Source organism: Rhodococcus sp. IEGM 1307 (genome assembly GCF_030056915.1).
Taxonomy (GTDB): domain Bacteria; phylum Actinomycetota; class Actinomycetes; order Mycobacteriales; family Mycobacteriaceae; genus Rhodococcus_F; species Rhodococcus_F opacus_D.
Genome location: NZ_JASHKW010000019.1, coordinates 34,862 through 56,435, shown reverse-complemented (window position 1 = coordinate 56,435; position 21,574 = coordinate 34,862). Strand labels below are relative to the sequence as shown.

Genomic DNA, 21,574 nt, shown 5'->3' with positions numbered 1-21,574 from the left:
CTGCTCGCGGCGGTCAGGGCACGAGCGGTCGAGTGAGGTTCTCCGGCCGCAGCACGTCGTCGAGTTGCTCGCGACTGAGCAGACCCCGCTCGAGCACGAGCGCGGCGACGGTGCGCCCGGTCGCGAGTGCGTCGGCGGCGATCGCGGTGGCCGCGGTGTACCCGATGTGCGGGTTGAGGGCCGTGACCACGCCGATGGACGCGTCCACCATGTTCTTCAGATGGTCGATGTTCGCGCCGATGCCGACCACGCAGCGTTCCCGCAGGACGGTGCATCCGCGCGTGAGCAGTTCGATCGTCTCGAACAGGCTGTGCGCGATCACCGGCTCGAAGGCATTGAGCTGAAGCTGCCCACCCTCGGCCGCCATCGTCGCCGTCAGGTCGTTGCCGACCACCCGGAAGGCGATCTGGTTCACCACCTCCGGGATCACCGGGTTCACCTTGCCCGGCATGATCGACGATCCTGCCTGCACGGGCGGCAACGTGATCTCACCGAAACCGGCACGCGGCCCCGACGACAGGAGCCGAAGGTCGTTGCAGATCTTGGACAGCTTCACCGCGGTGCGTTTGAGCACCCCGGACAGCTGGACGAATGCCCCGACGTCCTGCGTGGCTTCGATCAGGTCGGACGCCGTCGTCACCTCGATTCCGGTGATCGCGGCAAGATGTTCGCGCACCCGCCATGCGTACTCGTGGTGCGCGTTGAGACCGGTCCCGATAGCCGTTCCACCCAGATTGATCTCGGAGATGAGCGTCGCCGCCTCCCTGAGCCGCTGGGAATCCTCGTCGATCATGAGAGCGAACGTCGCGATCTCCTGGCCCAGGGTCATCGGAACCGCATCCTGCAACTGGGTGCGGCCGACCTTGAGGACGTCGGAGAACTCCGTCGACTTCACCGCGAACTCCGCCGCCAAGTCCCGCATGGCCGCCCGCAGCCTGGTCAGGGCGGTTTGCAGGCCGGCCTTGATTGCGGTGGGGTAGACGTCGTTCGTGCTCTGGCTCATGTTCACGTGCTCGAGCGGATGGAGATACTCGTAGCTGCCGCGCCGGTGACCGAGCAATTCCAGAGCCCGGTTGGCCACCACCTCGTTCGCGTTCATGTTCGTCGACGTGCCGGCACCGCCCTGGATGACGTCCACGACGAACTGGTCGCGCAGCGCGCCGGCCCGGATCTCCTCGCAGGCCGCAACGATGGCGTCCGCTTCGCGCCGCGGCAGCAGGCCGAGGCTCGCATTGGTCTGCGCCGCAGCCTGCTTGACGGACGCCAGCGCCGACACGAGGTCGGGATGGCTGGCCAGCGGAATGCCGGTGATCGGGAAGTTCTCCGTCGCCCGCAAAGTGTGGATGCCGTAGTAGGCGTCGTCGGGGACCTCGCGGTCGCCGAGGAGGTCGTGTTCGGTGCGGGTCATCGTTCGGACGTCACCCGGGTCGGGAGGTCGCCCCACGGGAGCGGGGCGTTGCCGAACTTGGCGGCGCGAAGGTCGCCGGAGCGGGCGTGCCCCTCGAACTTCTCCAGCCGCGACAGGCGGCCGCACACCTCGCCGAGCTTCGCGCTGCTGCCGAGGTCGCGCACCTCCTGGTAGGTGAGCGTCTTGAGGAACTTGCCCACCCACAGGCCGCCGGTGTAGCGGGCCGCACCGAGCGTCGGGAGAACGTGGTTGGTCCCGATCAGCTTGTCGCCGTAGGGAACACACGTGCCTTCGCCGAGGAACAGGGCGCCGTAGTTCCGCATGGAGGTCAGGGCCTGACGGGGGTCCTCGGTGAGGATCTGGACGTGCTCCGACGCGAAGACGTCGGCGAGCCGGTACGCCTCGTCGAGCGTGTCCACCACGTGGATCTGGCCGTGATCACGCCACGCGGGGCCGGCGATGGCGTTGGTGACCAATCCGGGGAGCAAGGCGTCGATATGGTCGATCACCGCCCGTCCCACGGACTCCGACGTGGTGATCAGCACGCACGGCGAATCGGGGCCGTGCTCGGCCTGGCTCAGCAGGTCGACGGCGATGGTGAACGGGTCGGCCAGATCGTCCGCGACGATGAGCGTTTCGGTCGGCCCGGCGAAGAGGTCGATCCCGACCTCGCCGAACAGCTGGCGCTTCGCCTCGGCCACGTAGGCGTTGCCGGGGCCGGTGAGGATGGACACCGGGTCGATGGACTCGGTGCCCAGTGCGAGTGCGGCGACCGCCTGCACTCCGCCGAGAACGAAGATCTCGTCGGCGCCGGCAAGGTGCATCGCCGCGACACTGATCTGCGGCGGCTCGCCGGCATTCGGGGGCGTCGTCGCGGCGACGCGTTCGACACCCGCGACCTTCGCGGTGAGGACCGTCATGTGCGCGGAAGCGGTCAGCGGGTAGCGCCCGCCGGGAACGTAGGCGGCAGCCGCGTCGATCGGGACGTTGCGGTGCCCGAGGAACACTCCCGGCAGGGTCTCGACCTCGAGGTCCTGGATGGAGTCCCGCTGCGCCTGGGCGAAGTCGCGAATCTGGCGCTGCGCGAATCGCAGATCGTCGAGGACGGTCTCGGGAACGGACTTCACGATCTCCGCCACCCGGTCCTCGCTCAGCCGGAACGATTCGGGGGACCAGCCGTCGAACTTCTCGGAGTACTTCCGAACGGCCTCGTCGCCGTTCGCGCGGACATCGGCGATGACGGCGGCGACGGTGTCGACCACGGCGGGGTTGCTCGCCCGCTGCGCTGGTTCACCGACGGCGGCCTTGAGAACGAATGACATGGGATGCTTCCTTCGGATGAGCGAGGGGCTGGATCTGTTGCCACTCAGCATCGCGGTGCCACACACGTTTCCGACAGTTGCATTGTGGGAACTATTTGCGTCGGTTCATGCACGTTCTGTGTACCATTGAGCATGGTCTTCACCGTCGCCGACGCTCTCGACATCGATCTCCTGAAAGACGCGGGAGCCCGTGTCCTGACCGGATCGGACAGCCTCGACCGTGAGGTCCGCTGGGTGCATTCCTCGGAGATCTCGGATATCGCCCGCTTCCTGCGGGGTGGAGAATTACTCCTGACCGCCGGGCTCGGAATGGGCAGCACGGGCGCCCTTCAACAGGTGTTCGTCCGCGCAGCCGCTCATGCCGGGGCCGCCGCTCTCGTCATCGAGGAGTCGGGACGGATGTTCGACCGCGTACCGGATGCAGTGGTCGCCGAAGGGCAGGCCTGCGGCCTGCCGATCATCGCCCTTGCCCGCGAGGTGTCGTTCGCCGGTGTCTCGTCGCAGGTGCACGAGATCCTGACCGACAAGCGCCTGCAGGCGCTCACCCACGAACGGGAAGTCGAGTCCACGTTCTCGAACCTCCTCCTGGACGGCGCCGACTACCTCTCGATCGTGCAGACGCTGGCCGAACTCGCCGACGGCACGGTGGTGCTCGAGAACATCGCACATCGCGTGATGGCGTACGTCGGCGAATTCGACGAGGAAGCCGGCATCGAGGACTGGGACCGGCACGCGCGGGGCCTCCACAGCGACGACCGCGGATGCGTCCGCAGACCGGTCCTGATGCGCGGTCAGCCGTGGGGCTGGATTCACGTCTTCACCGACCGGCCCGCGACCGAACGGTCCACCGCGGCCTTCGCGACCGAACGTGCCGCCGCGGCCGTCGCGATCTCGTTGCTGACCGACCGGAGCCGCGAAGCGAGGGACGATCAGCGGAGCACGGCACTGATCACGCGACTGCTGATCGGCGATCTCTCCGGGGCCGAATTCGTCGACCAGGCAGGCAGACTCGGGTACCAGCTGGGGTCGGGACAGATCGTCGTCGTCATCGCGAACAAGGATGCCCGCGACGAGTCGTCCGGTCCGCGCGCCGGCCGTCCGATCGACACGGGTGCGATCAGCGCCGACATGGGCGACTACGTCGTGGCTGTGGCGGCGGAGTCCGGCCGGACCCGCGCCGAGCTCGCGGGTCTGCTCGGGAAAATGGAGCACGGCGGCGGCATGAGCCGCGCAATGCCCGCATCGATGCTGCAGGTCGCGGTCACACAGGCGAAGAGTGCCGCCGCGGTGTCGCGCTCCCTGCCTGCCTCACCCATGCTGCATTTCGACGACCTCGGCGTCGAACGTCTGCTCGTGACGTTGGCGCAGGGGCCCGAGCTCGCCAGCTTCGTCGAGGACGAGCTCGGCCCATTGCTCACGAAGGACGCGCAGTCCACGACCCCGTTGTTGCCGACACTGCGAGCATTCCTCGCCGTCGACGGCCGCAAGACCGAAGCGGCGGAGAAACTCTTCATCCAGCGCCGGACCTTGTACAACCGGCTCGACCGCATCGCCGCGATCCTGGGCAAATCCCTGGACGACGCCGCCACCCGCCAAAGCCTGCTGCTCGCGGTGAAGGGGCTGGATCTGCTCGAGGGGTCGTCCATCGTGGCTCGGCGGAGCGGGCGACCATGACACGGACGGCGCCGGCTTCTCATTCTGTGCAGTCTGCGCGCAGGAGGTACACGGTCTGTACCTGTTGTGCGGCGCGTCACCTTCGTAGTGTTTTCACCAAGATTCCGGCCATCCAGTCGGCGTTGATCGAAAGTTCACGCACTCGCTACTCGCTGAACGGACGCCTACCCCCGTAGGCGCCCGCGGCGGTCCGAGACCTACCGCAAGGACGAAATCATGGCAACACATGGAGCAGGCACCGCTCCCGTGCTCGACCATACACGCGTGCGTAAGGCGCGAATCGCGACATTCTTCGGCTTCTTCCAGCTGGGCGCCGTGATGTTGATGTGGTCGACGAGCACCACCTCGTTGCGTAGTCACCTCGGATGGGAAGGCGACGGCGGCGACTCTCAGTTCGGCCTCCTCGCGCTGTCGATCGGTATCGGCGCCGCTGTCGGCTGTTTCGCCATCGGCCCCTTCATCGATCGGTACGGTCCGAGAAACACGGCCATGCCCACGATGGTCGTCTACCCCCTCTGTTACATCCCCCTCGCGTTCCTCGACGGACTGGTCGGAGCGATGGTGATCGGCGTGCTCATCGGACTGCTCCGCGGTGCCTTCGACACGGCGTTCAACACCCACGGTGTGCAGGTCGAGCGGTACTACGGGCGGCCCATCATGTCCGCGTTCCACGCCGCCTACCCGGCGGGTGGCTTCGTTCTCGGACTTGTCGGCAGCGCTCTGGCCCGGCACTTCACCGACAGCCCGGCCGTCGCCTACATCTCGATCGGCGTGGTCCTGTCGGTCCTCGGATTCGTCTTCGGTAAATGGCTTCTGTCGCTCGACGAGTTGCTGCCTCCTGAACGGGACGAGATTCCGGGCGCCGCCGACCCCGCACACCCGGGGAAGCGTTCGGCCACCACCGCGACGCTCCTCGTGATGATCGGATTCGGTGTGCTCCTGCTCGGATCGATGTTGAGCGAGGGCGCGGTCCTGGACTGGGGTCAGGAATTCGTGCGCCGCGCAGTCGGCACCACGGCAGGCCTGGCAGCGACGGCTGTCACGCTCTACTCGGGAGCGCAGTTCGTCGGCCGGTTGTTCGGCGACAAGCTGGCCGAGTACTTCGGTGCGCGACTCATCGTCGGTGCGAGCGGTGTCATCGGCGCCGCCGGTGCGCTGCTCGCGATGCTGGGCGGCTCGGCGCCGCTCGCCCTCACCGGCTTCGTGCTGCTGGGACTCGGCCTGGCGTGCATGGCACCGCTCATGCTGTCGGCGGCCGGGCGACGAGATCCCGAGAACGCGGGACGGAACATCGGTCTGGTCAACGCAATCGGCTACGTGGGCATGCTCGTCGGGCCTGCCGCGATCACCGTCGTCGTCGACAACCTCGGTATCGAATGGATGCCGCTGCTGCCGGCCATCCTCCTCGCGCTGATCGCGATCGGCGGTCCCGCGCTGATGCGCCTGGTGCCGCGCTACCACAAGCCGGCGTCGGAGACGACCAGGCACGAGGTCGCGACCGGATAGGTCGTCCGGCACTTCCGGTTCCTGCGGTCCGGTACCTCTCCCGAGGTGCCGGACCGCCTTTCGTGTCCTCACCCGGTGATACGATTAACCATTCCCCGACACGAACAGGAGACAGCTGTGCCTACCGGGAGTCCGCCGTTGAAGCGCGGTGAGCGTGGCTGGAAAACAGCAACTTTCGTCATCTTCGTCGGAACGGGGATCACCTATGCGTCCTGGGTGACCCGCACTCCGGCCATTCGCTCGTCCCTCGAAGTCGGCACGGGCGACATGGGTCTGATCATTCTCGGATTGTCGATCGGATCGATGGCGGGACTGCTGCTCGCCGGTCCCGTCGTCGCCCGGATCGGTGCCCGGCACGTCATCACGACCGCGGCCACCGTCGCGAGCCTCGGCCTGTTCACGGTGGGGCTCGGTTCGGGTGTCGCGATCGCGGCCCTGGTCGGTCTGGGACTCGCGTTCACCGGTGCGGGATTCGGCATGTGCGAGGTGGCCCTCAACGTCGAGGGCGCAGCGATCGAGAAGCGCATGGGACGCAGCTTCCTTCCGTCGCTGCACGGTGCGTTCAGTCTCGGAACGCTCGCCGGCGCCGGCCTCGGGGCGATCGCCGAACTGTTCGACGTTCCGGTGCCGGTGCATCTCGGGGTGCTGGCCGTCGTGGTCCTCGGGTCGAGCGTGAGCGTCGTGGCGCTACTCCCTCCGGCCACCGGACGAGAGGTCGGGCGCACGCGCCGTCGATCCGGCACGTCCGGCGGTCCGACCGTCTGGCGGGACAGCCGGATCGTTCTCCTCGGCCTGATCGCGCTCGGCATGGCATTCGCCGAAGGTAGTGCCAACGACTGGCTGCCACTGGGAATCGTCGATGGGTACGGCGTCGGATCGGCCACCGGCGCCGCGTTCTACGTCGTGTTCGTGGCCGCGATGACGTCGGCCCGCCTGCTCGGCGGGCGCGTCGTCGACCGGTACGGCCGCGCTGCGATCGTCCGCTGGTTCGCGGCGCTCGCGGTGGCGGGGGTCCTGATCGTGATCCTGGCGGGGAACCTGGTACTCGCCGCGTTCGGCTGTGCGGTGTGGGGTGTCGGTGTCGCTCTCGGATTTCCGCTCGCGCTGTCCGCGGCGGCCGACTCGGGGGCCGACGCCGCGCGACGCGTCAGCGCGGTGTCGACGCTCGGGTACATGGCATTTCTGGTCGGTCCGCCGCTCCTCGGGCTGCTCGGGGAACAGTTCGGACTCCTGCAGGCCTTCTACGTCGTCCTGGCCGGCGCCGTCCTCGCCGGGCTCGTGGCGAGCGCGGCCGGGGAAACCCGTGAGACCGAGGAGTCTCCGCTCGCCCGCGTGAGGTGAGAGCGGCTCGAGGTGAGCACGCGATCGCCCGGCCTCTGAGAACGAGGCCGGGCGAACCGTGGTCGGATCACATCACACTGCGGCAGAAGCGATCTCCGGCGCCACGCGCAGCGCGTTGGCCGCGATGGTCAACGCGGGATTGAGCGCCGCCGACGACGGGAAGAACGAGCCGTCCACGACCCACAGATTGTCGACGTCGTGACTGCGACAGTGGGGGTCGAGGACACTCGCCGCCGGATCGGTACCCGCGACCGCGGTTCCGCACATGTGCGAGTTCGTCGCGATCCCCATCCGCTCGGTGAGGATGATCGGATACCCCGCCTTGCGGACCGCCGCGGAGACGCGGCGAACCAGTTCACTGTGCGGTGCCGTGTTGTTGGGAGTCCAGTCGACGATGATCCGGTCGCCGTCGATCCGGACCCGGTTGTTCCGCGTCGGCAGATCCTCGGTGGTGAGGTAGATGTCGAGGCTGCGATCCACCACCGCCTTCAGCGCCCACATCGGAGCCCAGGGCCGCGCCCCCTTCACGTGCGCGGCCTGCAGTTTGCCGAGCATCTGCAGATTGCCGAGCGGGTACTCGTTGTTCGGGCCCGCGACGTACCAGTCGTTGATTCCCAGCGTCTTCTGCCACGCAGTCGTGTTCGTCCGGAAGGGGTTGACGCCCATGAAGAACGTGCTGTTGTGCACCATGTAGTTCCGGCCCAGCAGCCCTGACGAGTTGCCGAGGCCGTCCGGATTCCGTTCGTCGGCCGATCGGAGCAGCAGTGCCGCGGTGTTGACCGCCCCTGCCGAGACCACGAACTGGTTGGCCGTGATCCGGATCGTGCGACCACGGAACTCGGCCTCCGCGGCGACGATTCGCGTGCCCTTCGCATCGGTGAGCAGACGCGTCACCTTGGCTTCGGTGAGCAGGCGCACCCGGTCCGACTCGAGAGCGGGCCGCAGCGCGCGGTTCTCCGCCTCACTCTTGTGATCGGTCTGCGACGGGGTGCCGTCCGACGCCGTCGACTGCCTGCGATGCTCCTGCGTGGTCAGGTTCATGCCGTTCGGTGTGTGGAACGGGTGCAGGCCCTGCTGACGAAGCGAGGACGCGAAACGCTCGATCGTCGGCTCGTGCGGCAGCGGTGGCAACGGGTACGGAGACGACCGCGGCGGTTCAGTCGGATCCTCGCCGTCGATGCCGTGCACCTGGTAGAGACGCTCCGCCGCGGCGTAGAACGGTTCGAGATCGGCGTAGCTGAACGGCCACTTCGGTGAGATGCCGTCGTAGTGCTGCGTCTCCTCGAAATCCGTGACGCGGAAGCGGGGGAGGCTGCCGCCGTAGAACTTGGTGTTACCGCCCACCCAGTAGTACACGCCGGGCTGGAACGGTTCACCGTTGCTGCCGTCGAACCACGGTTCCGCGGTCTTGTACCGGCCCTCGAGGAACATTTCCGCGGCCTGCGAGTTCTCCACCTCGCGGGGGAGGAACCGCCCGCGCTCGACGACCAGGACGTCGACGTCCCGATCGCGGAGCGCCCACGCCAGCGTCGAACCACCCATCCCGGATCCGACGACCACGACATCGGCGGTGACCGTGTCGGAGTCGCCCACATCGACCACCGCGCCTTCGCGCAGCGGTGAATACGCGTCGATCTGATCGTGTCCGGACGTTCTCACAGGTGCTGTTCCTTGGCTCGGGTCGCCCAGTACTCGTCCTGACGCTCGTCCTCGATGTACGCGGGAACGGGGAAGTCCCACCAACCGGGAACCCACGGTCCCGCCGCATCACGATCGGTCGGGATTTCGATCAGCGCAGGCGCTTTCGAGTCGAAGGCCTTCCGGTAGGTGCTCTCGAGGTCGGCCGGGTCGTCCACCCGGAACGATTCGAGTCCGAACGACTGGCCGAGTGCCTTGAAGTCGGGGCTGTACGGGGTGCCGTCGGGGCGATTGAACTCGGTGCCGATGTGCCGGCTGGTCTGCTTGCGCTGCCCACCGCGGATGGACATGAAGCCCGCGTTGTCCTGGACCACGAAGACCACCGGAATGTCGTGCTGCACGCAGACACCGATCTCCTGCGACGTCATGAGGAAGTCGCCGTCACCGAGCACGCACGCCACCTGCCGGTCAGGGGCGGCGAGCTTGGCGCCGATCGCGGCGGGCACGGCCCAGCCCATTGACGAGAATCCGCCGGACGTCAGGTGGGTGCGCGGGTGATACACCGGGAACGTCTGCTTCACGGCGCCCTGGGTGTTGCCGGAGCCGGCGACGATGATGCCGTCCCGTTCCATCACCGACCGCAGACCGCCGAGGGGGCGCTGGGAGGTGAACGGGAACCGGTCGGAATCGCGCCGGCCTGCGAGCTTGGTCTCCCACTCGGCCTTCAGCTGCTCGAGTTCGGCGAGGTATTCGGACCGGTCGGCGCTGCTGCGGGGGAGGGAGGCGACGATCGCGGCGACGGTTGGCTTGGCGTCGGCGACTATGCCGACCTCGGCCGGGTAGTTCTTGCCGATCTCGTGCGGATCGATGTCGATGTGGATGAGCTTGGCAGGCGGAATCGAGAACGTGACTCCCTGCGCGTAGCTGGAGGAAGACCAGTCGGTGAACCGGCATCCGATGGAGATCACCACGTCGGCGCGAGAGGCGACGGCGTTGCCCACGATCGTTCCTGTTTGGCCGACGCTGCCCGCGAACAGGGCGTGGTCCTCGGGGAACGCGCCCTTGCCGTTCCACGTGGTGACCACGGGGATCTGCCACGCCTCGGCGAGGGCGAGCACCTCGTCGGCCGAGTCGGACGTGATGGCGCCGCCGCCGACGACGATCACCGGCCGGCGTGAGTCACGGAGCACGTCGACGGCCTTGTCGATCGCCAACGGGTCGGGCTGCTGGAGCCCGACCGGCAGCCGCCGTGCGAGGTCGTGAAGGGAGACGTCGGCGGCCTCGGCCTGCACGTCCATCGGCACCTCGATGTGCGCGGGCCCCGGGCGACCGGTCAGCATGGTGCTGAACGCACGGTGCATGATGAACGGCAGTTCCTCCACGCGGGTGGCGACCCAGCTGCGCTTCGACACTGCGTCGGTGACCTGCGGAAAGCCGTTGTCGGTGTGCCGCTCCAGTTCCTGGAGTAGACCACGCCCGCGCATGTGAGTGGGCGGCCCGCCGGTGATGCACAGCAGACTCGTCGAGTCGCTGTACGCGGTCGCGAGACCGAGCACGGTGTTCGCCGCGCCCGCCCCGATCGACGCCACCGCGGCCATCGGCTTCCCGGACACCCGGTAGTACCCGTCCGCGAGGTGCGTGGCGCTCTGCTCGTGGTAGACCTGGATGAACGGGATCTCGGACCCCTTCTCCAGGAACGCATCGGTGAGCGACCAGATCCCGTGGCCGGGAATCCCGGTCACGTACTCGACGCCGTACTGCTTCAGGACCTGGGCGACCACCTGCCCGCCGGTCAATTTCGCCATGATCGTTTCTCCTTGCTGTGTCAGTTCGCTACGCGGGCGGCGTAGCGCAGTCCCTGCTTGGTCAGTCGGCGCACGTTCGGCTCCGACAGGTCTGCCGGCGTGTGGCCGATCGAGTGGTAGAAGACCCGGCCGGCGCCCCACTGGCGCACCCACGCCACCGGGCTGCGCAGGCCCTCCAGCCAGGGCAGGTGCTCGCCGCTGAACTCGGTCTCCGCGAGCACCCGGTTGTTCGGGTCGACGTGCATGTAGTACTGCTCGGACGCCACCGCGAAGTCCTCGACACCGGCGGTCACCTCGTGCTCGCGGTCGGTGATGCTCACCTTGTATGGCTGCGGGAAGGCCTCTCCCGCAGGATGTTCGACGAAGTCGCCGCCGAGGAGGAAGTGGTACTTCAGGCTCGCCCGGAACGCGGCGGCGGCGCCGTGCCACGCCGCGACCCCGGTTCCGGCCGCGACGGCGTCGAGCAGGTTCTTCTCCTGCGAATCGCTCAGGTCTTCGGTGGTGAGCGCGTTGTTCCAGCCGAGCACGATCAGGTCGTATCCGGTCAGGTCGCGATCGAGGGTGAAGATGTCCTGCGACTCCTCGACCTGGTAGTTCAGCTCGGAAAACAGTTCGCGTGCCCATGCGGCGATGTCGTACGGATGGTGGCCGGGCCAGCCGCCGTAGAGGTAGAGGACCTTGGTCATGAGTGCTCCCATGGATGGTGAAACCGGAAATGGTGAAACGATTAACTTATGGTGGTGAATCGTATCACCGGCTGGAGAGCTGTCAATGGCTGATGCCGAGGGGAACGTGGGGAGCGTCCGGACGCGGACTAGGATCGGGCTTTGTCATTTGTGCGCTCCGGTGCGCAACGGCCGGTTGCGGCCGATGATCGCCGACGAGGGAGCACCATTTGGTCACGATGAAAGACGTCGCCCGAGCGGCCGGAGTATCGGTCGCCACCGTCTCCTACGCTTTCAGCAAATCGTCGAAGGTCTCTGCGACACAACGGGAACGCATCTATTCCGTCGCCGCGGAACTCGGCTACGCCGGGCCGAACATCGCCGGGAGCAGTCTGCGGTCGGGACGGATCGGCGCGGTCGGGGTGATCGTGCCCGATTCCCCGGTTCAAGCGCTCGAGGATCCGTCCGTGACCCTGCTGATGAAGGGCATCGCGGAGATCGGGAACTCGGCCGACATCGCCCTCACCCTGTTTCCGGCCTCACGTGGTGGCTCCCCGGATTCACCACCGAACTCGCTGGTTCTCCGTGGACTCGTGGACGGCGTGGTCATCCACAACGTCCCCGACGGTCATCCCCTGGTCGAGGCGATCATCGCGCGCGGTATCCCGGCCGTCGTCGTCGATTCGCCCAGAAGCGCGGGACTGCCGTTCGTGGCCATCGACGACCGCCACGGCGCCTACCTGCAGATGGACCACATCCTGAGCCTGGGCCATCGACGCATTGGGATCATCGTCGACAAGCTCGGTCAGGATTCCGACTGCCGGATGGTCACGGCGGACGACGTCGGCGCGGCGACCGAACGCAACGCGCGGGAGCGGCTCGCCGGCTACTTCGCCGCGGCCCGCGACCACCACCTCCCGGTGGAGGAACTGTCGATCGTCGTGGCGGGCAACATCGATCGCGCCGCGGGCGACGAGGCCACCCGGATCCTGCTCGACGCGGCTCGGCCGACCGCTCTGGTGGCGACGTCCGACGTGCACGCGGTGGCGGCGTGGCAGGTGTTACGCGAGCGCGGCCTGACGGTGCCCGACGACATGTCCGTCATCGGCTTCGACGACGCACCCGTCGCAGAGCTTCTCGGTCTCAGCACAATTCATCAACCGATCGTCGAGAAGGGCCGCGCGGCCGCGACGATCCTGCTCGATCGGCTGGGCGGCGGCACCCGCACACGATCGTTGATGAAGACGTCGCTGGTCGTCCGCGCGAGCACCGCGCCGCCGCGCGAATCCAGCACCGCGCCGCCACGCGAATGATGGCGATGCTCCGCGACGGCCGGGTGTCATCCTCCATGATGGATCGATGACGACTGCGGTGCCGCGACTGGGCGTGACGTTCATCCCGACGATCGAACCCGAGAAGTTGAAGGACTTCGCGCGGGTGGCCGAGGACAGTGGCCTCGACGAGATCTGGTTGTGGGAAGACTGTTTCAAGGAGAGCGGCGTGGCTGCGGCGGCCGCGGCACTCGCGTGGACGGAGCGAATCCACGTCGGCGTCGGGTTGATGCCCGTCCCGCTGCGCAATGTCGCGCTCACCGCGATGGAGATCGCCACGCTCGCTCGGTTGTTTCCCGGTCGAGTGATCGCGGGTATCGGGCACGGTGTGCAGGGATGGATGGAGCAGGTGGGTGCGCGTGCGGCGTCGCCGATGACTCTCCTCGAGGAGTACACGGTGGCGCTCCGGGCACTGCTGGACGGCGAGTCGGTGAGCACGCAGGGGCGGTACGTCCGGCTCGACGGGGTGAAGCTCGACTGGCCTCCCACCGAACGGGTTCCGCTGATGCTCGGCGGCGAAGGTCCCAAGTCGGTCCGCCTGGCGGCGCGTCTGGGTGACGGCAACCTCCTCGCGTCCGCGGTCGATGACGACGACATCCGCAGGGTCCGCGACCTGATCCTGGACGAAATCGGAGCCGACGGGGTGTCATCGCATCACCTGGTCGTCCCGAAGATCGCCGCCACCGGGGAGGGCGCACGGCAACGGGTGGACGAGGAACTGGCGCGGTGGGAGAAGCCGGCCGACACCGGAATCGGGGTCGCGGGTGACGCGAACACCGTCGCCGAGGAGGTGCGAAGGCTCGCCCGCCTGGGCGCGACGTCGGTGGCTTTCGCGCCGACCGAGGACGAACCGGATCTGCTGGGATTCGTCGAGTTCCTCGGCCGCGCCGTCAAACCCCTCATCCCCACGTGAGTGGCAAAGAGTGCCCGGGCACACTTTCCCACTCACGTGCGGGTCAGTTGCCGGTCGGCCAGGTGTCAGACAGGGTATAGCCGGTCGGGAACGGGTCGGCGGGGTCGAGCCCGACCTGGCTGAGTTCGGTGATGTACGCCTGGCCGCTGACGCGGGGGACCACGGCGTCGTACGTTCCGACCTTCGTCAGTCTGTCGATCCGGCTCTCGAAGCGACTGCCGATCACCGATTCGTGGACGAACTTCTCCCCGACCTCGATGAGGCCCTTCGCCTTCAGCACCGCCAGTCGAGCGGACGTGCCGGTGCCGCAGGGCGAGCGGTCGAGTCGGCCGGGGGAGACCACCACGGCATTCCGGGCGGTCAGCACCCCGTCGGTGCGTGAGAGGGGGCCGACGAACTCGGTCTGGGTGATTCCCGCGAACTCGGGATTGGTCGGGTGCACCGCGGGGATCTGTTCGACGGCGGCGGTCTTGAGCTTCTGTCCGAGGTCGCAGATTTCGCGGGCCTCGTCGGGTTGCAACTTCAATCCGAGCTGGTCGGCGTCGGCGAGCACGTAGGCCATGCCACCCCACGCCACGTCGACGGTCAATGTGCCGTAGCCGTCGAGTTCGAGCGGCACCCCGATCTTGTAGGCGAACGCGGGCTGGTTCTCGAACTCGACGCTCGTCACCTTGCCGTTCTCGCAGGTGCAGCGAATGCGGATGAGCCCCGCGGGTGCTTCCAGCACGATGTCGGTGACCGGTTCGACCATGGGAATCATGCCGGTCTCGAGAAGCGCGGTGGCGACGCACATGGTGTTGCTGCCCGACATGGCCGGGTACTCCGTGGACTCGGCGATGACGTAACCCATCTGGGCCTCGGGGTCGGTCGCCGGGACGACGAAGTTGACGCACTGGGTCACCGAGCCCCGCGGCTCGTGGAGCAGAAGCTGACGGAGGTCGTCGCGATGCTCGCGGAAGTGCTTCATCTTGTCGAAGACCGTGGCGCCGGGGACGTCGCCGATTCCGCCGGTGACGACGTTGTTGATCTCGCCCCCGACGTGACACTTCACTACGTTGACTACTCGACTCCAGCGCACGATCTTCCTCCGTGTGTTCGTCTGCGTTGCGGTGGCCTGGTTCCACCCTGCCAGGGCTGAACTTCTCTGCGCCTGCGGGCGAGAGGCGAGGCCGGCAGCGGGGGTGATTGCTGCCGGCCTCTGCGCACGTGTCGGGGAAGGGTCACTCCGTGATTAACGCGCGCGGTCTTCTTGGTGGTGACTAGCGGGCGTAGGTGAGGCCGGTCTCGGCGATGAGCTTGGTGAGCTCTTCCTTCTTGTCCGCGGGCAGTTCACCGTACGGTGCGCGGGGCACTCCGAGGTCCACGCCGACGGCCTGAGCGGCGGCCTTGGTGGCCACGGCATAGCCTTCCTTGCCGAGGAAGTCCAGGACGTTCCACAGCCGCTTGAAGATTTCGAGGGCCTCGGTGTACTTGCCGGCCTTGGCGAGTTCGTAGATCGCGACGCACTCCTTGGGGGCGAAGTTGGGCGCACCCCAGATGGAACCGGCGGCACCGGCGGAGAAGGCGGGCAGCACGATCGTGTCCCAGCCGACGAAGGTGTCGATGGCGTCGCCGAGGTTGAAGATGAGGTCGAAGGCCTGCTCGATCGACCCGGACGTGTCCTTGATGTACCGGACGGCGTCCGTGCGTTCCAGCAGTTCACGGTAGAACGGGCGATCCAGATTCATTCCCGTGACACCCGGCAGGTTGTACGCGATCACCGGGATGTTCGCCGCTTCGCCGACGGTGGCGAAGTACTCGATGACCTCGTGGCGGGTGGGGGCCTCGTAGAAGGGCTGCACCAGCAGGACGGCGTCGGCGCCTGCGTCGGCTGCGTGCCGGGACAGTTCGATGGCCTCCGCGGTGCGGGTGGAGCCGGTCTGGGGTGCGACGGGCACGCGACCGGCGGCCTGGTCGATGACGACCGTGTTGACGAGCTTGCGCTCGTCGAGCGTGAGTGCTGCGAACTCTCCGGTGCTGCCGCCGGGGACCAGGCCGTGCAGTCCGTTCTCGATCAGGAAGTCGACGTGGTTGCGCAGTGCGCCTTCGTCGACGGAGCCGTCCTGGGCGAAGGGAGTGGAGACGGCGGCGAGGATGCCACCCAGCTTCTTGGTCATGTCGTGTCCTTGTTCGGTGGTGGTGGTCGATGCCCGTTGTGGGGTCCTCGACTGGTGAACTTCCGGGAACTCGCTCTGGCCTTCGACAATTGTTAAATTGGCGATTGTCGACAAGAGAACGATGTCAAATCTAAGGTCGATCCTCGGTGGTGTCAAGGGATCGGCCGGGGTTCTTCGGCTGCTATTCGCCGACGGTGATGGGATCGCGGCGGAGGGGCTCCGCCTCCGCCCGCGCATCGACTTTCCGGCCCGCGGTTTCGTGCAGCGTCGCCGCCGCCGCGATGGCCATCACGCCCGTCACGATCAGGATGACCGAGGGCGCCAACGGACTGCCGGTTGCCGCGATCAGATACGTCGCCACATACGGCGCGGTGCCGCCGAAGACTGCCACCGAAATGTTGAATCCGATCGAGAATCCTGCGTACCGAACACGACTCGGGAAGATCTCCACCATCGCTGCGCCCGACGCGGACATGAACATGGCGAGGCAGATCCCCATCGCGGCGTGCGCAACGACGATTGCGGGGACATTCCCCGTCGCGAACACCATGAACGCGGGATACACGATCAGCGTGCTCGATACGGCACCGAGGATGATCACCGGTTTGCGGCCGTAGCGGTCGGAGAAGCGGGCGAACACGAAGATGGCGACCGCCGCCGAGCACAGGCAGGTGACCGTCGACGCGGAGGCCAGGCCGAACGAGAATCCCACCTCCGACTGCAGATACGTCTCCATGTAGACGAAGATGAAGTAGAAGGCCGCGGCCTGCAGCGCAATACACCCGACCACCTGCACGATCTGCCGGCGACTGGTCGCGAGGGCATCCTTGACCGGAGACTCGCTGACTTCTCCGGACGACTGGAGTCGTTCGAATTCCGCAGTGTCGCTGAGCTTCAGGCGAATGTAGAGACCGACCAACCCGAGCGGTCCCGCGATGAGGAAGGGGATCCGCCAGCCCCATTCGAACATCGCCGTTTCGCTCAGTGCGGCGTTGAGGCCGAGGATGAGAACCGAGGCCGCAGCGTTGGCGAGATAACTCGAGCAGTGCCAGAAGCTGACGGTGCGCGCCCGCCTGCCACGTTTTGCGGACTCGACGAGGAACGTCGCCGCACCGCCGGGTTCGCCGCCGGCGGCGAAACCCTGAATGATCCGCAGTGTCACCAGCAGTGCCGGGGCCGCGAGGCCGATGGTGGCGTATCCCGGCAGCAGACCGACCGCGAACGTCGACAGCGACATCAGAATGATCACTGTCGCAAGAATCTTCTTGCGGCCGACCTTGTCTCCGAGCCGTCCGAAGACGAAGCCGCCGATCGGATTCATCAGGAACGCGACTCCGAACGCGGCGAACGTTGCCAGCAGGCTCGTCGCCGGATTTTCGGAGGGGAAGAAGATCCTGCCGAGTAGAACGGCGAGGAATCCGTATGCGGCGAAGTCGAACCAGGTGATGAAGTTTCCGATCGCGGCGGCCGTGATGGCCCGCCGCATCTCGGGGCCGTGCAAACCGCCCTGTACTTCCGTCATGAGTCTTCCGATCGATGGAGGTTTATTGTCGACAATCTGTGTGCGAGATGGTGCTGAACGAAGATGGGTGTCGGGGTGTGCTCAGCTGCAGCGGGTCGGGATGAATTCCCCTGCCGCATTGCGCGTGGTTTCCCCGTGAGGCGCGTTGGCCAGACCGACGGTCACGGGCCCCTGCGCTGGGTCGACGGCATCCATGATCGACCACGGCACGCGGAAGACCCGCCCCGGTGACGCGGCCCACGGCAGCAGCTTGGTCGCGACGACGCGACCCCGCTGCGAGACAGTCACCTTCGGGAACCGGACCAGCTGATCGGTCCACAGCAGCAGGCGCCGGCGTGGTGGGGCGGGGTCGCCTGCCCGGAGCAGTCCAGGGGAAACCCAGCGGAACGGCGGGGCCGCGAGGATGCGTACCGCGGTCGCACCTGGATCGATCGCTTCGCCGGCGTCGAGGAACGCGGCCACCCGGTCTGCGACGAACGTGCCGTCGAGGGCTGCGATGTCGGCGGTGTCGACCGGGTGCAGCACGTTGCCCGCGGCGAAGACGCCCGGCCGGCTGGTGCGCAGGGCGGTGTCGACCAGCGGTCCCTTCGTTCCGGGGTCGATGGCGATACCCGCCGTGCGCGCGAGTTCGTGGTCCGGGATCCAGTCGCCGGTGAAGACGACGGTGTCGCACTCGACGATCTCGCGTGCGCCGGTGTCGAGATTCTCTATCTCGACCGCCTCCAGGTTCCCGTGACCGATGATCCGCACGACGCGGGTGCGGGTGGCGATCGGGAACCGGAACAACGCCTTACCGGGAATGGTGAAGGCGGCGTAGGACTCCGGCGACGGGTACTGCGTCGTCATGAGCACGGTCCTGCACCCGGCGTGCTTCAGCGTCATGACCGCGGACCAGCTCACCAGTTCGCCGCCGACGACCACCGCGCGCGTTCCGACCCGTCCGTGATGCAGGTGCACGATGTTCTGCAGCTGTCCGGTGGTGTAGACCCCGGACGGTCTGTCGCCGGGAATCATGCGGGCCGGGCGGGCACGCTCGCGGGCACCGGTGGCCAGGACGAGTGCCCTGGACTCGATGCGGAGAAGACCCGCGGGTGAGGTGATGTCGAGCGCGCCGTCCGGATGCACCGCCGTCACCATCGCGTTCGGCATGATGTCGGCGCCCGCGGACTTCGCCTCCCGCACCAGGCGTTCGGCGTAGGCCGGGCCGCCGATGAACGTGTGCAGGTCTCGGATGCCGTAGCCGGGGTGATCGCAATGGCGCGGGATCCCACCCGCACGGCTTTCACGGTCCAGGACGAGAGCCTGGCGCCCGTGGACCTTTCCGAGTTGCGTGGCCGCGGCCAACCCGGCGGGACCCGCGCCGACGATGGCGACCTCGGCGGTCACCACGGTGCGTGAGGTGTCGGGAGCGCTCATCGGACGGATTCCTTCCGGGTCTCGGTCGCCTCGGGCGAGCCGGCGGGGCATCGGTGTGCAGTGACGAACGAACCGATCTCGGCGCCGCAGAAGAAGCCCTGGCACCGGCCGTTCATCGCCCTGGTGCGGCGACGGAGCCCTTCGAGTCCGGCCGGGGGGATCAGCGACTGGTACGCGTCGCGGATCTCACCCGCCGTGACGCGCTCGCAGAAGCAGACCACCCTGCCGTATTCACTGTCGCGCGCGATGAGTTCGGCATCCTGATACGGGCGAGTGAATGCCTCGCCGATGTTCGGCATCCGGGGCGGCGGCGGCAATTCGATGCGTGCGCTGTCGAGAACACCTGCCTTGGTGAGCAGTTCGCCGACGTGCTCGGCCACCGCCATTCCGGACGTCAGTCCGGTCGAGCGGATTCCACCGACCAGGACGTAGCGCTGATCGTGGTCGACCTCGACGAGGTAGTCGCCGTGGTCGGTGGCGGCACGGAGTCCGGCGTACGTGGCGGTGACCTCCTCCTCGAGCAGGCGCGGCATCAGCTTGGCGCCCTTGTCCAGCAGGAACTCGAAGCCGGCTTCCGACGTCGCCGTCGCGGAACGGTCGGTGAGATCTTCCGCGGTGGGCCCGAGCATCACGTTGCCGTAGATCGTCGGGCTGACCAGAACACCCTTGCCGCGGGACGTCGGGACGGGGAGCACGATCTTGTCGATCAGCGGTCGTGCGAGCTTGTCGTAGACGAGCAGTTCGCCGCGCCGCGGGGTGACGTGGAATCGGTCGTAGCCGAATTCCCTGTCGATGTAGTCGGCTCCCAGCCCGGCGGCATTGATCACCCACCGCGCGCCGATGTCGCCGCTCGACGTGTGCAGGATCGTCCGCTCGGCCAGGGTGGTCACCGATTCGGCGCGGGTCCGCGTCCGCAGCGTCACTCCGCGGGCGACGGCATCCGTCGCCAGTGCGAGGTTGGTGGTCCAGGTGCAGATGATCGACTCGTCGGGGACGGTGAGTCCGCCGAGCGCGCCGTCACCGAGCGCGGGCACGAGCCGGTAGATCTCGTCGGCGTCGATGATGTCGCAGTGGGGGTAGCCGTTGTCGGCGGCCTTGTCGCGCAGGCCCGGCAGTGCGGCCAGTTCCTCGTCGTTCCACGCGACGAGGATGGCGCCCGAGCGTTCGACGGGAATCCCGGTCTGCTGTGCGTATTCGGAGAGCAGCGTGTAACCGCGGCTCACCATGCGGGATTCGAGTGTGCCCGGCTTCGCGTCGAATCCGGTGTGCAGGATCGCCGTGTTCGCCTTGCTCGTCCCGTCGCCCACGTCGTCCCGCGCCTCGACGAGTGCCACGGTGTGGTGATATCCGGCCAGCTCCCGCGCGATCGCCGAGCCGACGATGCCCGCACCGAGCACGACGAAATCGTAATCAGGGGGCGGAGGGGTGTCAGTCATCGCTTTTCTCCTGTGGCAGCGCCGCTCGTGCGGCCGCCCGCCAGTGGTGTCGGAATTCTGCCGCGCGGTCGACCGACCACCGCGGCTCGTAGGTGGTCGCCGGTTCCCAGTCGGCTACCGCGTCCTCCAGGGACAGGTCGGGGTTCAGTGACAATCTGGCGCAGGCCGCCGCACCGAGAGCGGTGGCGTGGGACGACGGATAGACGTCGAGGGGGATCTGGGTCAGATCGGCCGTGGCCTGCATGAGGCGGCGGGACCGAGTGAGCCCGCCGTCCACTCGCAGCCGGGTGAGGGGAGCGCCCAGGTCACCTTCGACGGCAGACACCAGCTCCGCCGTCTGCGCCGCCAGCCCCTCGAGGACGGCGGCCACCAACTGGGACCGATCGGTGGACAACGTCATCCCGGAGAACGATGCCGTCGCGTCCGGCCGCCACCACGGTGCGGCGAGGCCGGCCAGTGCGGGCACGAAATACGTTCCACCGGAATCGTGTGCGGCCACACTGTCGAGGTCGCGCGCCGACTCGATCAAGCCGAGGTCCTGGATCCACCGGATGGCGGAGGCGGCGGTGTAGGCCTGGCCGTCGACGCAGTACGACGTCTTCCCGCGCACGTTCCACGCGACGCAGGACGCCAACCCGGCGGCCGAGCGGACCGGGAGCGTGCCGGTGTTGGCCAGCAGGAACGCCCCGGTGCCGAACGTGCACTTGGCGGTGCCCGCGTCGAAGCACCGCTCCGCCAGCAGAGCCGCCTGCTGATCGACGACGAGACCGCCGACGGCAGCGTCGGATCCGAAGACATCCGTGGTTCCCACGACGACGTCGTTGGCGACGATGGCAGGCATCCGCTCGGCGGAGAGCTCGAACAACTCGAGAAGCTGCGGATCCCACGCGACCGTGTCGAGGTCGGTGAGCAGCGAACGGCTGGCGGTGGCGGAATCGGTGACGAACTCCCCGGTCAGGTAGTGCACGATCCAGGTGTCCGTCGTGGTGACCACCCCCGCCGTGGTGGCGTTCTGCCGCAGCCACTGCATCTTCGGCGCCGAGAAATAGGGATCGAGCACGAGGCCCGTCCGCTGTTCGACCCATGCCTTGGACTCGGACTTGGTGCGGCACAGCTGGTCCGACCGGCGGTCCTGCCACACCACGGCCTGGCTGAGGGGTCGGCCGGTGTCCGGGTCCCACACCAGGACGGTCTCGCCCTGGTTGGCGAGGGAGACGGCAGACACGGGCACACCCGCTTTCGCGACCGCGCTCCGTCCTGCCTCGAGGACCGAACCCAGCAGTTCCATCGGGTCCTGCTCCACGCCGCCTGCGGAGAGATATGCCGGACGGACCGGTGTTTCGGCGATCGCGAGGACGTCGCCGTCCTCGGAGACGACGACAGCCTTCGTGCCGGACGTGCCCTGGTCGATGGCAAGGACTGTCACGCGCTCTTCCTTTCG

15 protein-coding genes and 1 pseudogene are annotated in these 21,574 nt (G+C 67.5%); 5 read left to right on the top strand and 11 right to left on the bottom strand.

The annotated features are described in order from the left end of the window. Window positions 1-13: 13 nt before the first annotated feature. Together QM841_RS30645 and hisD are read right to left on the bottom strand one after the other, a co-directional pair. Entirely contained in the window at window positions 14-1,408 is a 1,395-nt protein-coding gene (locus tag QM841_RS30645; protein WP_283334883.1) for an aspartate ammonia-lyase, read from the bottom strand. Further along, entirely contained in the window at window positions 1,405-2,730 is a 1,326-nt protein-coding gene (gene hisD / locus QM841_RS30640; RefSeq protein WP_283334882.1) for a histidinol dehydrogenase, read from the bottom strand. The genes QM841_RS30645 and hisD overlap by 4 nt, the downstream gene beginning before the upstream one ends. A gap of 132 nt (window positions 2,731-2,862) precedes the next feature. On the opposite strand from hisD, the gene QM841_RS30635 reads away from it, so the two are divergent. The 3 genes and pseudogenes from QM841_RS30635 (at window position 2,863) to QM841_RS30625 (ending at window position 7,251) form a co-directional block, all read left to right on the top strand. After that, window positions 2,863-4,404: a PucR family transcriptional regulator gene (locus tag QM841_RS30635; protein ID WP_283334881.1), complete on the top strand. Its 1,542-nt coding sequence runs from the start codon at window positions 2,863-2,865 to the stop codon at window positions 4,402-4,404. Window positions 4,405-4,593: 189 nt separating this feature from the next. Further along, window positions 4,594-5,910 (top strand): annotated as a pseudogene (locus tag QM841_RS30630) (MFS transporter); the annotation flags it as partial. A 117-nt stretch (window positions 5,911-6,027) separates the two neighbouring features. After that, window positions 6,028-7,251, top strand: a complete 1,224-nt coding sequence (locus QM841_RS30625) for an MFS transporter (RefSeq protein ID WP_283334880.1) — start codon at window positions 6,028-6,030, stop codon at window positions 7,249-7,251. Between the two features lie 72 nt (window positions 7,252-7,323). Here the strand turns inward: QM841_RS30625 and QM841_RS30620 are convergent, their stop codons facing one another. The 3 genes from QM841_RS30620 to QM841_RS30610 are packed head-to-tail and all read right to left on the bottom strand — an operon-like array spanning window position 7,324 to window position 11,380. Continuing rightward, entirely contained in the window at window positions 7,324-8,910 is a 1,587-nt protein-coding gene (locus QM841_RS30620) for a GMC oxidoreductase (RefSeq protein ID WP_283334879.1), read from the bottom strand. After that, window positions 8,907-10,694, bottom strand: a complete 1,788-nt coding sequence (locus QM841_RS30615) for a thiamine pyrophosphate-binding protein (RefSeq protein WP_283334878.1) — start codon at window positions 10,692-10,694, stop codon at window positions 8,907-8,909. The genes QM841_RS30620 and QM841_RS30615 overlap by 4 nt, the downstream gene beginning before the upstream one ends. Window positions 10,695-10,714: 20 nt before the next feature. Further along, window positions 10,715-11,380, bottom strand: coding sequence for a ThuA domain-containing protein (locus tag QM841_RS30610; protein WP_005244749.1), 666 nt, complete (start codon window positions 11,378-11,380; stop codon window positions 10,715-10,717). Between the two features lie 209 nt (window positions 11,381-11,589). Between QM841_RS30610 and QM841_RS30605 the strand changes: the two genes are divergently transcribed. Then, a complete protein-coding gene (locus tag QM841_RS30605) occupies window positions 11,590-12,672 on the top strand; it encodes a LacI family DNA-binding transcriptional regulator (RefSeq protein ID WP_349307430.1) in 1,083 nt (360 codons plus the stop codon). Window positions 12,673-12,718: 46 nt separating this feature from the next. Continuing rightward, a complete protein-coding gene (locus QM841_RS30600; RefSeq protein WP_283334876.1) occupies window positions 12,719-13,603 on the top strand; it encodes an LLM class flavin-dependent oxidoreductase in 885 nt (294 codons plus the stop codon). 43 nt (window positions 13,604-13,646) lie between these two features. On the opposite strand, the gene QM841_RS30595 is transcribed toward QM841_RS30600, so the two are convergent. The 6 genes from QM841_RS30595 to QM841_RS30570 all read right to left on the bottom strand — a co-directional run bounded on the left by QM841_RS30595 (window position 13,647) and on the right by QM841_RS30570 (window position 21,559). After that, window positions 13,647-14,681, bottom strand: coding sequence for a proline racemase family protein (locus QM841_RS30595; RefSeq protein ID WP_283334875.1), 1,035 nt, complete (start codon window positions 14,679-14,681; stop codon window positions 13,647-13,649). A 181-nt stretch (window positions 14,682-14,862) separates the two neighbouring features. Then, window positions 14,863-15,759 carry a dihydrodipicolinate synthase family protein gene (locus tag QM841_RS30590; RefSeq protein ID WP_043780845.1) on the bottom strand — a complete coding sequence of 299 codons (897 nt, stop codon included), beginning with the start codon at window positions 15,757-15,759 and terminating at the stop codon, window positions 14,863-14,865. A gap of 181 nt (window positions 15,760-15,940) precedes the next feature. Then, window positions 15,941-17,281, bottom strand: a complete 1,341-nt coding sequence (locus QM841_RS30585; RefSeq protein WP_283334874.1) for an MFS transporter — start codon at window positions 17,279-17,281, stop codon at window positions 15,941-15,943. Window positions 17,282-17,362: 81 nt separating this feature from the next. Continuing rightward, window positions 17,363-18,697 carry an NAD(P)/FAD-dependent oxidoreductase gene (locus QM841_RS30580; protein WP_283334873.1) on the bottom strand — a complete coding sequence of 445 codons (1,335 nt, stop codon included), beginning with the start codon at window positions 18,695-18,697 and terminating at the stop codon, window positions 17,363-17,365. Continuing rightward, window positions 18,694-20,133 carry an NAD(P)/FAD-dependent oxidoreductase gene (locus QM841_RS30575; protein ID WP_283334872.1) on the bottom strand — a complete coding sequence of 480 codons (1,440 nt, stop codon included), beginning with the start codon at window positions 20,131-20,133 and terminating at the stop codon, window positions 18,694-18,696. Before QM841_RS30575 ends, QM841_RS30580 begins: the two co-directional genes overlap by 4 nt. Continuing rightward, entirely contained in the window at window positions 20,126-21,559 is a 1,434-nt protein-coding gene (locus tag QM841_RS30570; protein ID WP_280778998.1) for an FGGY family carbohydrate kinase, read from the bottom strand. Before QM841_RS30570 ends, QM841_RS30575 begins: the two co-directional genes overlap by 8 nt. Window positions 21,560-21,574 lie beyond the last annotated feature (15 nt).

Coding starts and splice junctions, on each gene's coding strand:
- QM841_RS30645 (WP_283334883.1), bottom strand. CDS start 1,408: ATGACCCGCACCGAACACGACCTCCTCGGCGACCGCGAGGTCCCCGAC.
- hisD (WP_283334882.1), bottom strand. CDS start 2,730: ATGTCATTCGTTCTCAAGGCCGCCGTCGGTGAACCAGCGCAGCGGGCG.
- QM841_RS30635 (WP_283334881.1), top strand. CDS start 2,863: ATGGTCTTCACCGTCGCCGACGCTCTCGACATCGATCTCCTGAAAGAC.
- QM841_RS30615 (WP_283334878.1), bottom strand. CDS start 10,694: ATGGCGAAATTGACCGGCGGGCAGGTGGTCGCCCAGGTCCTGAAGCAG.
- QM841_RS30610 (WP_005244749.1), bottom strand. CDS start 11,380: ATGACCAAGGTCCTCTACCTCTACGGCGGCTGGCCCGGCCACCATCCG.
- QM841_RS30600 (WP_283334876.1), top strand. CDS start 12,719: ATGACGACTGCGGTGCCGCGACTGGGCGTGACGTTCATCCCGACGATC.
- QM841_RS30590 (WP_043780845.1), bottom strand. CDS start 15,759: ATGACCAAGAAGCTGGGTGGCATCCTCGCCGCCGTCTCCACTCCCTTC.
- QM841_RS30585 (WP_283334874.1), bottom strand. CDS start 17,281: ATGACGGAAGTACAGGGCGGTTTGCACGGCCCCGAGATGCGGCGGGCC.
- QM841_RS30580 (WP_283334873.1), bottom strand. CDS start 18,697: ATGAGCGCTCCCGACACCTCACGCACCGTGGTGACCGCCGAGGTCGCC.
- QM841_RS30575 (WP_283334872.1), bottom strand. CDS start 20,133: ATGACTGACACCCCTCCGCCCCCTGATTACGATTTCGTCGTGCTCGGT.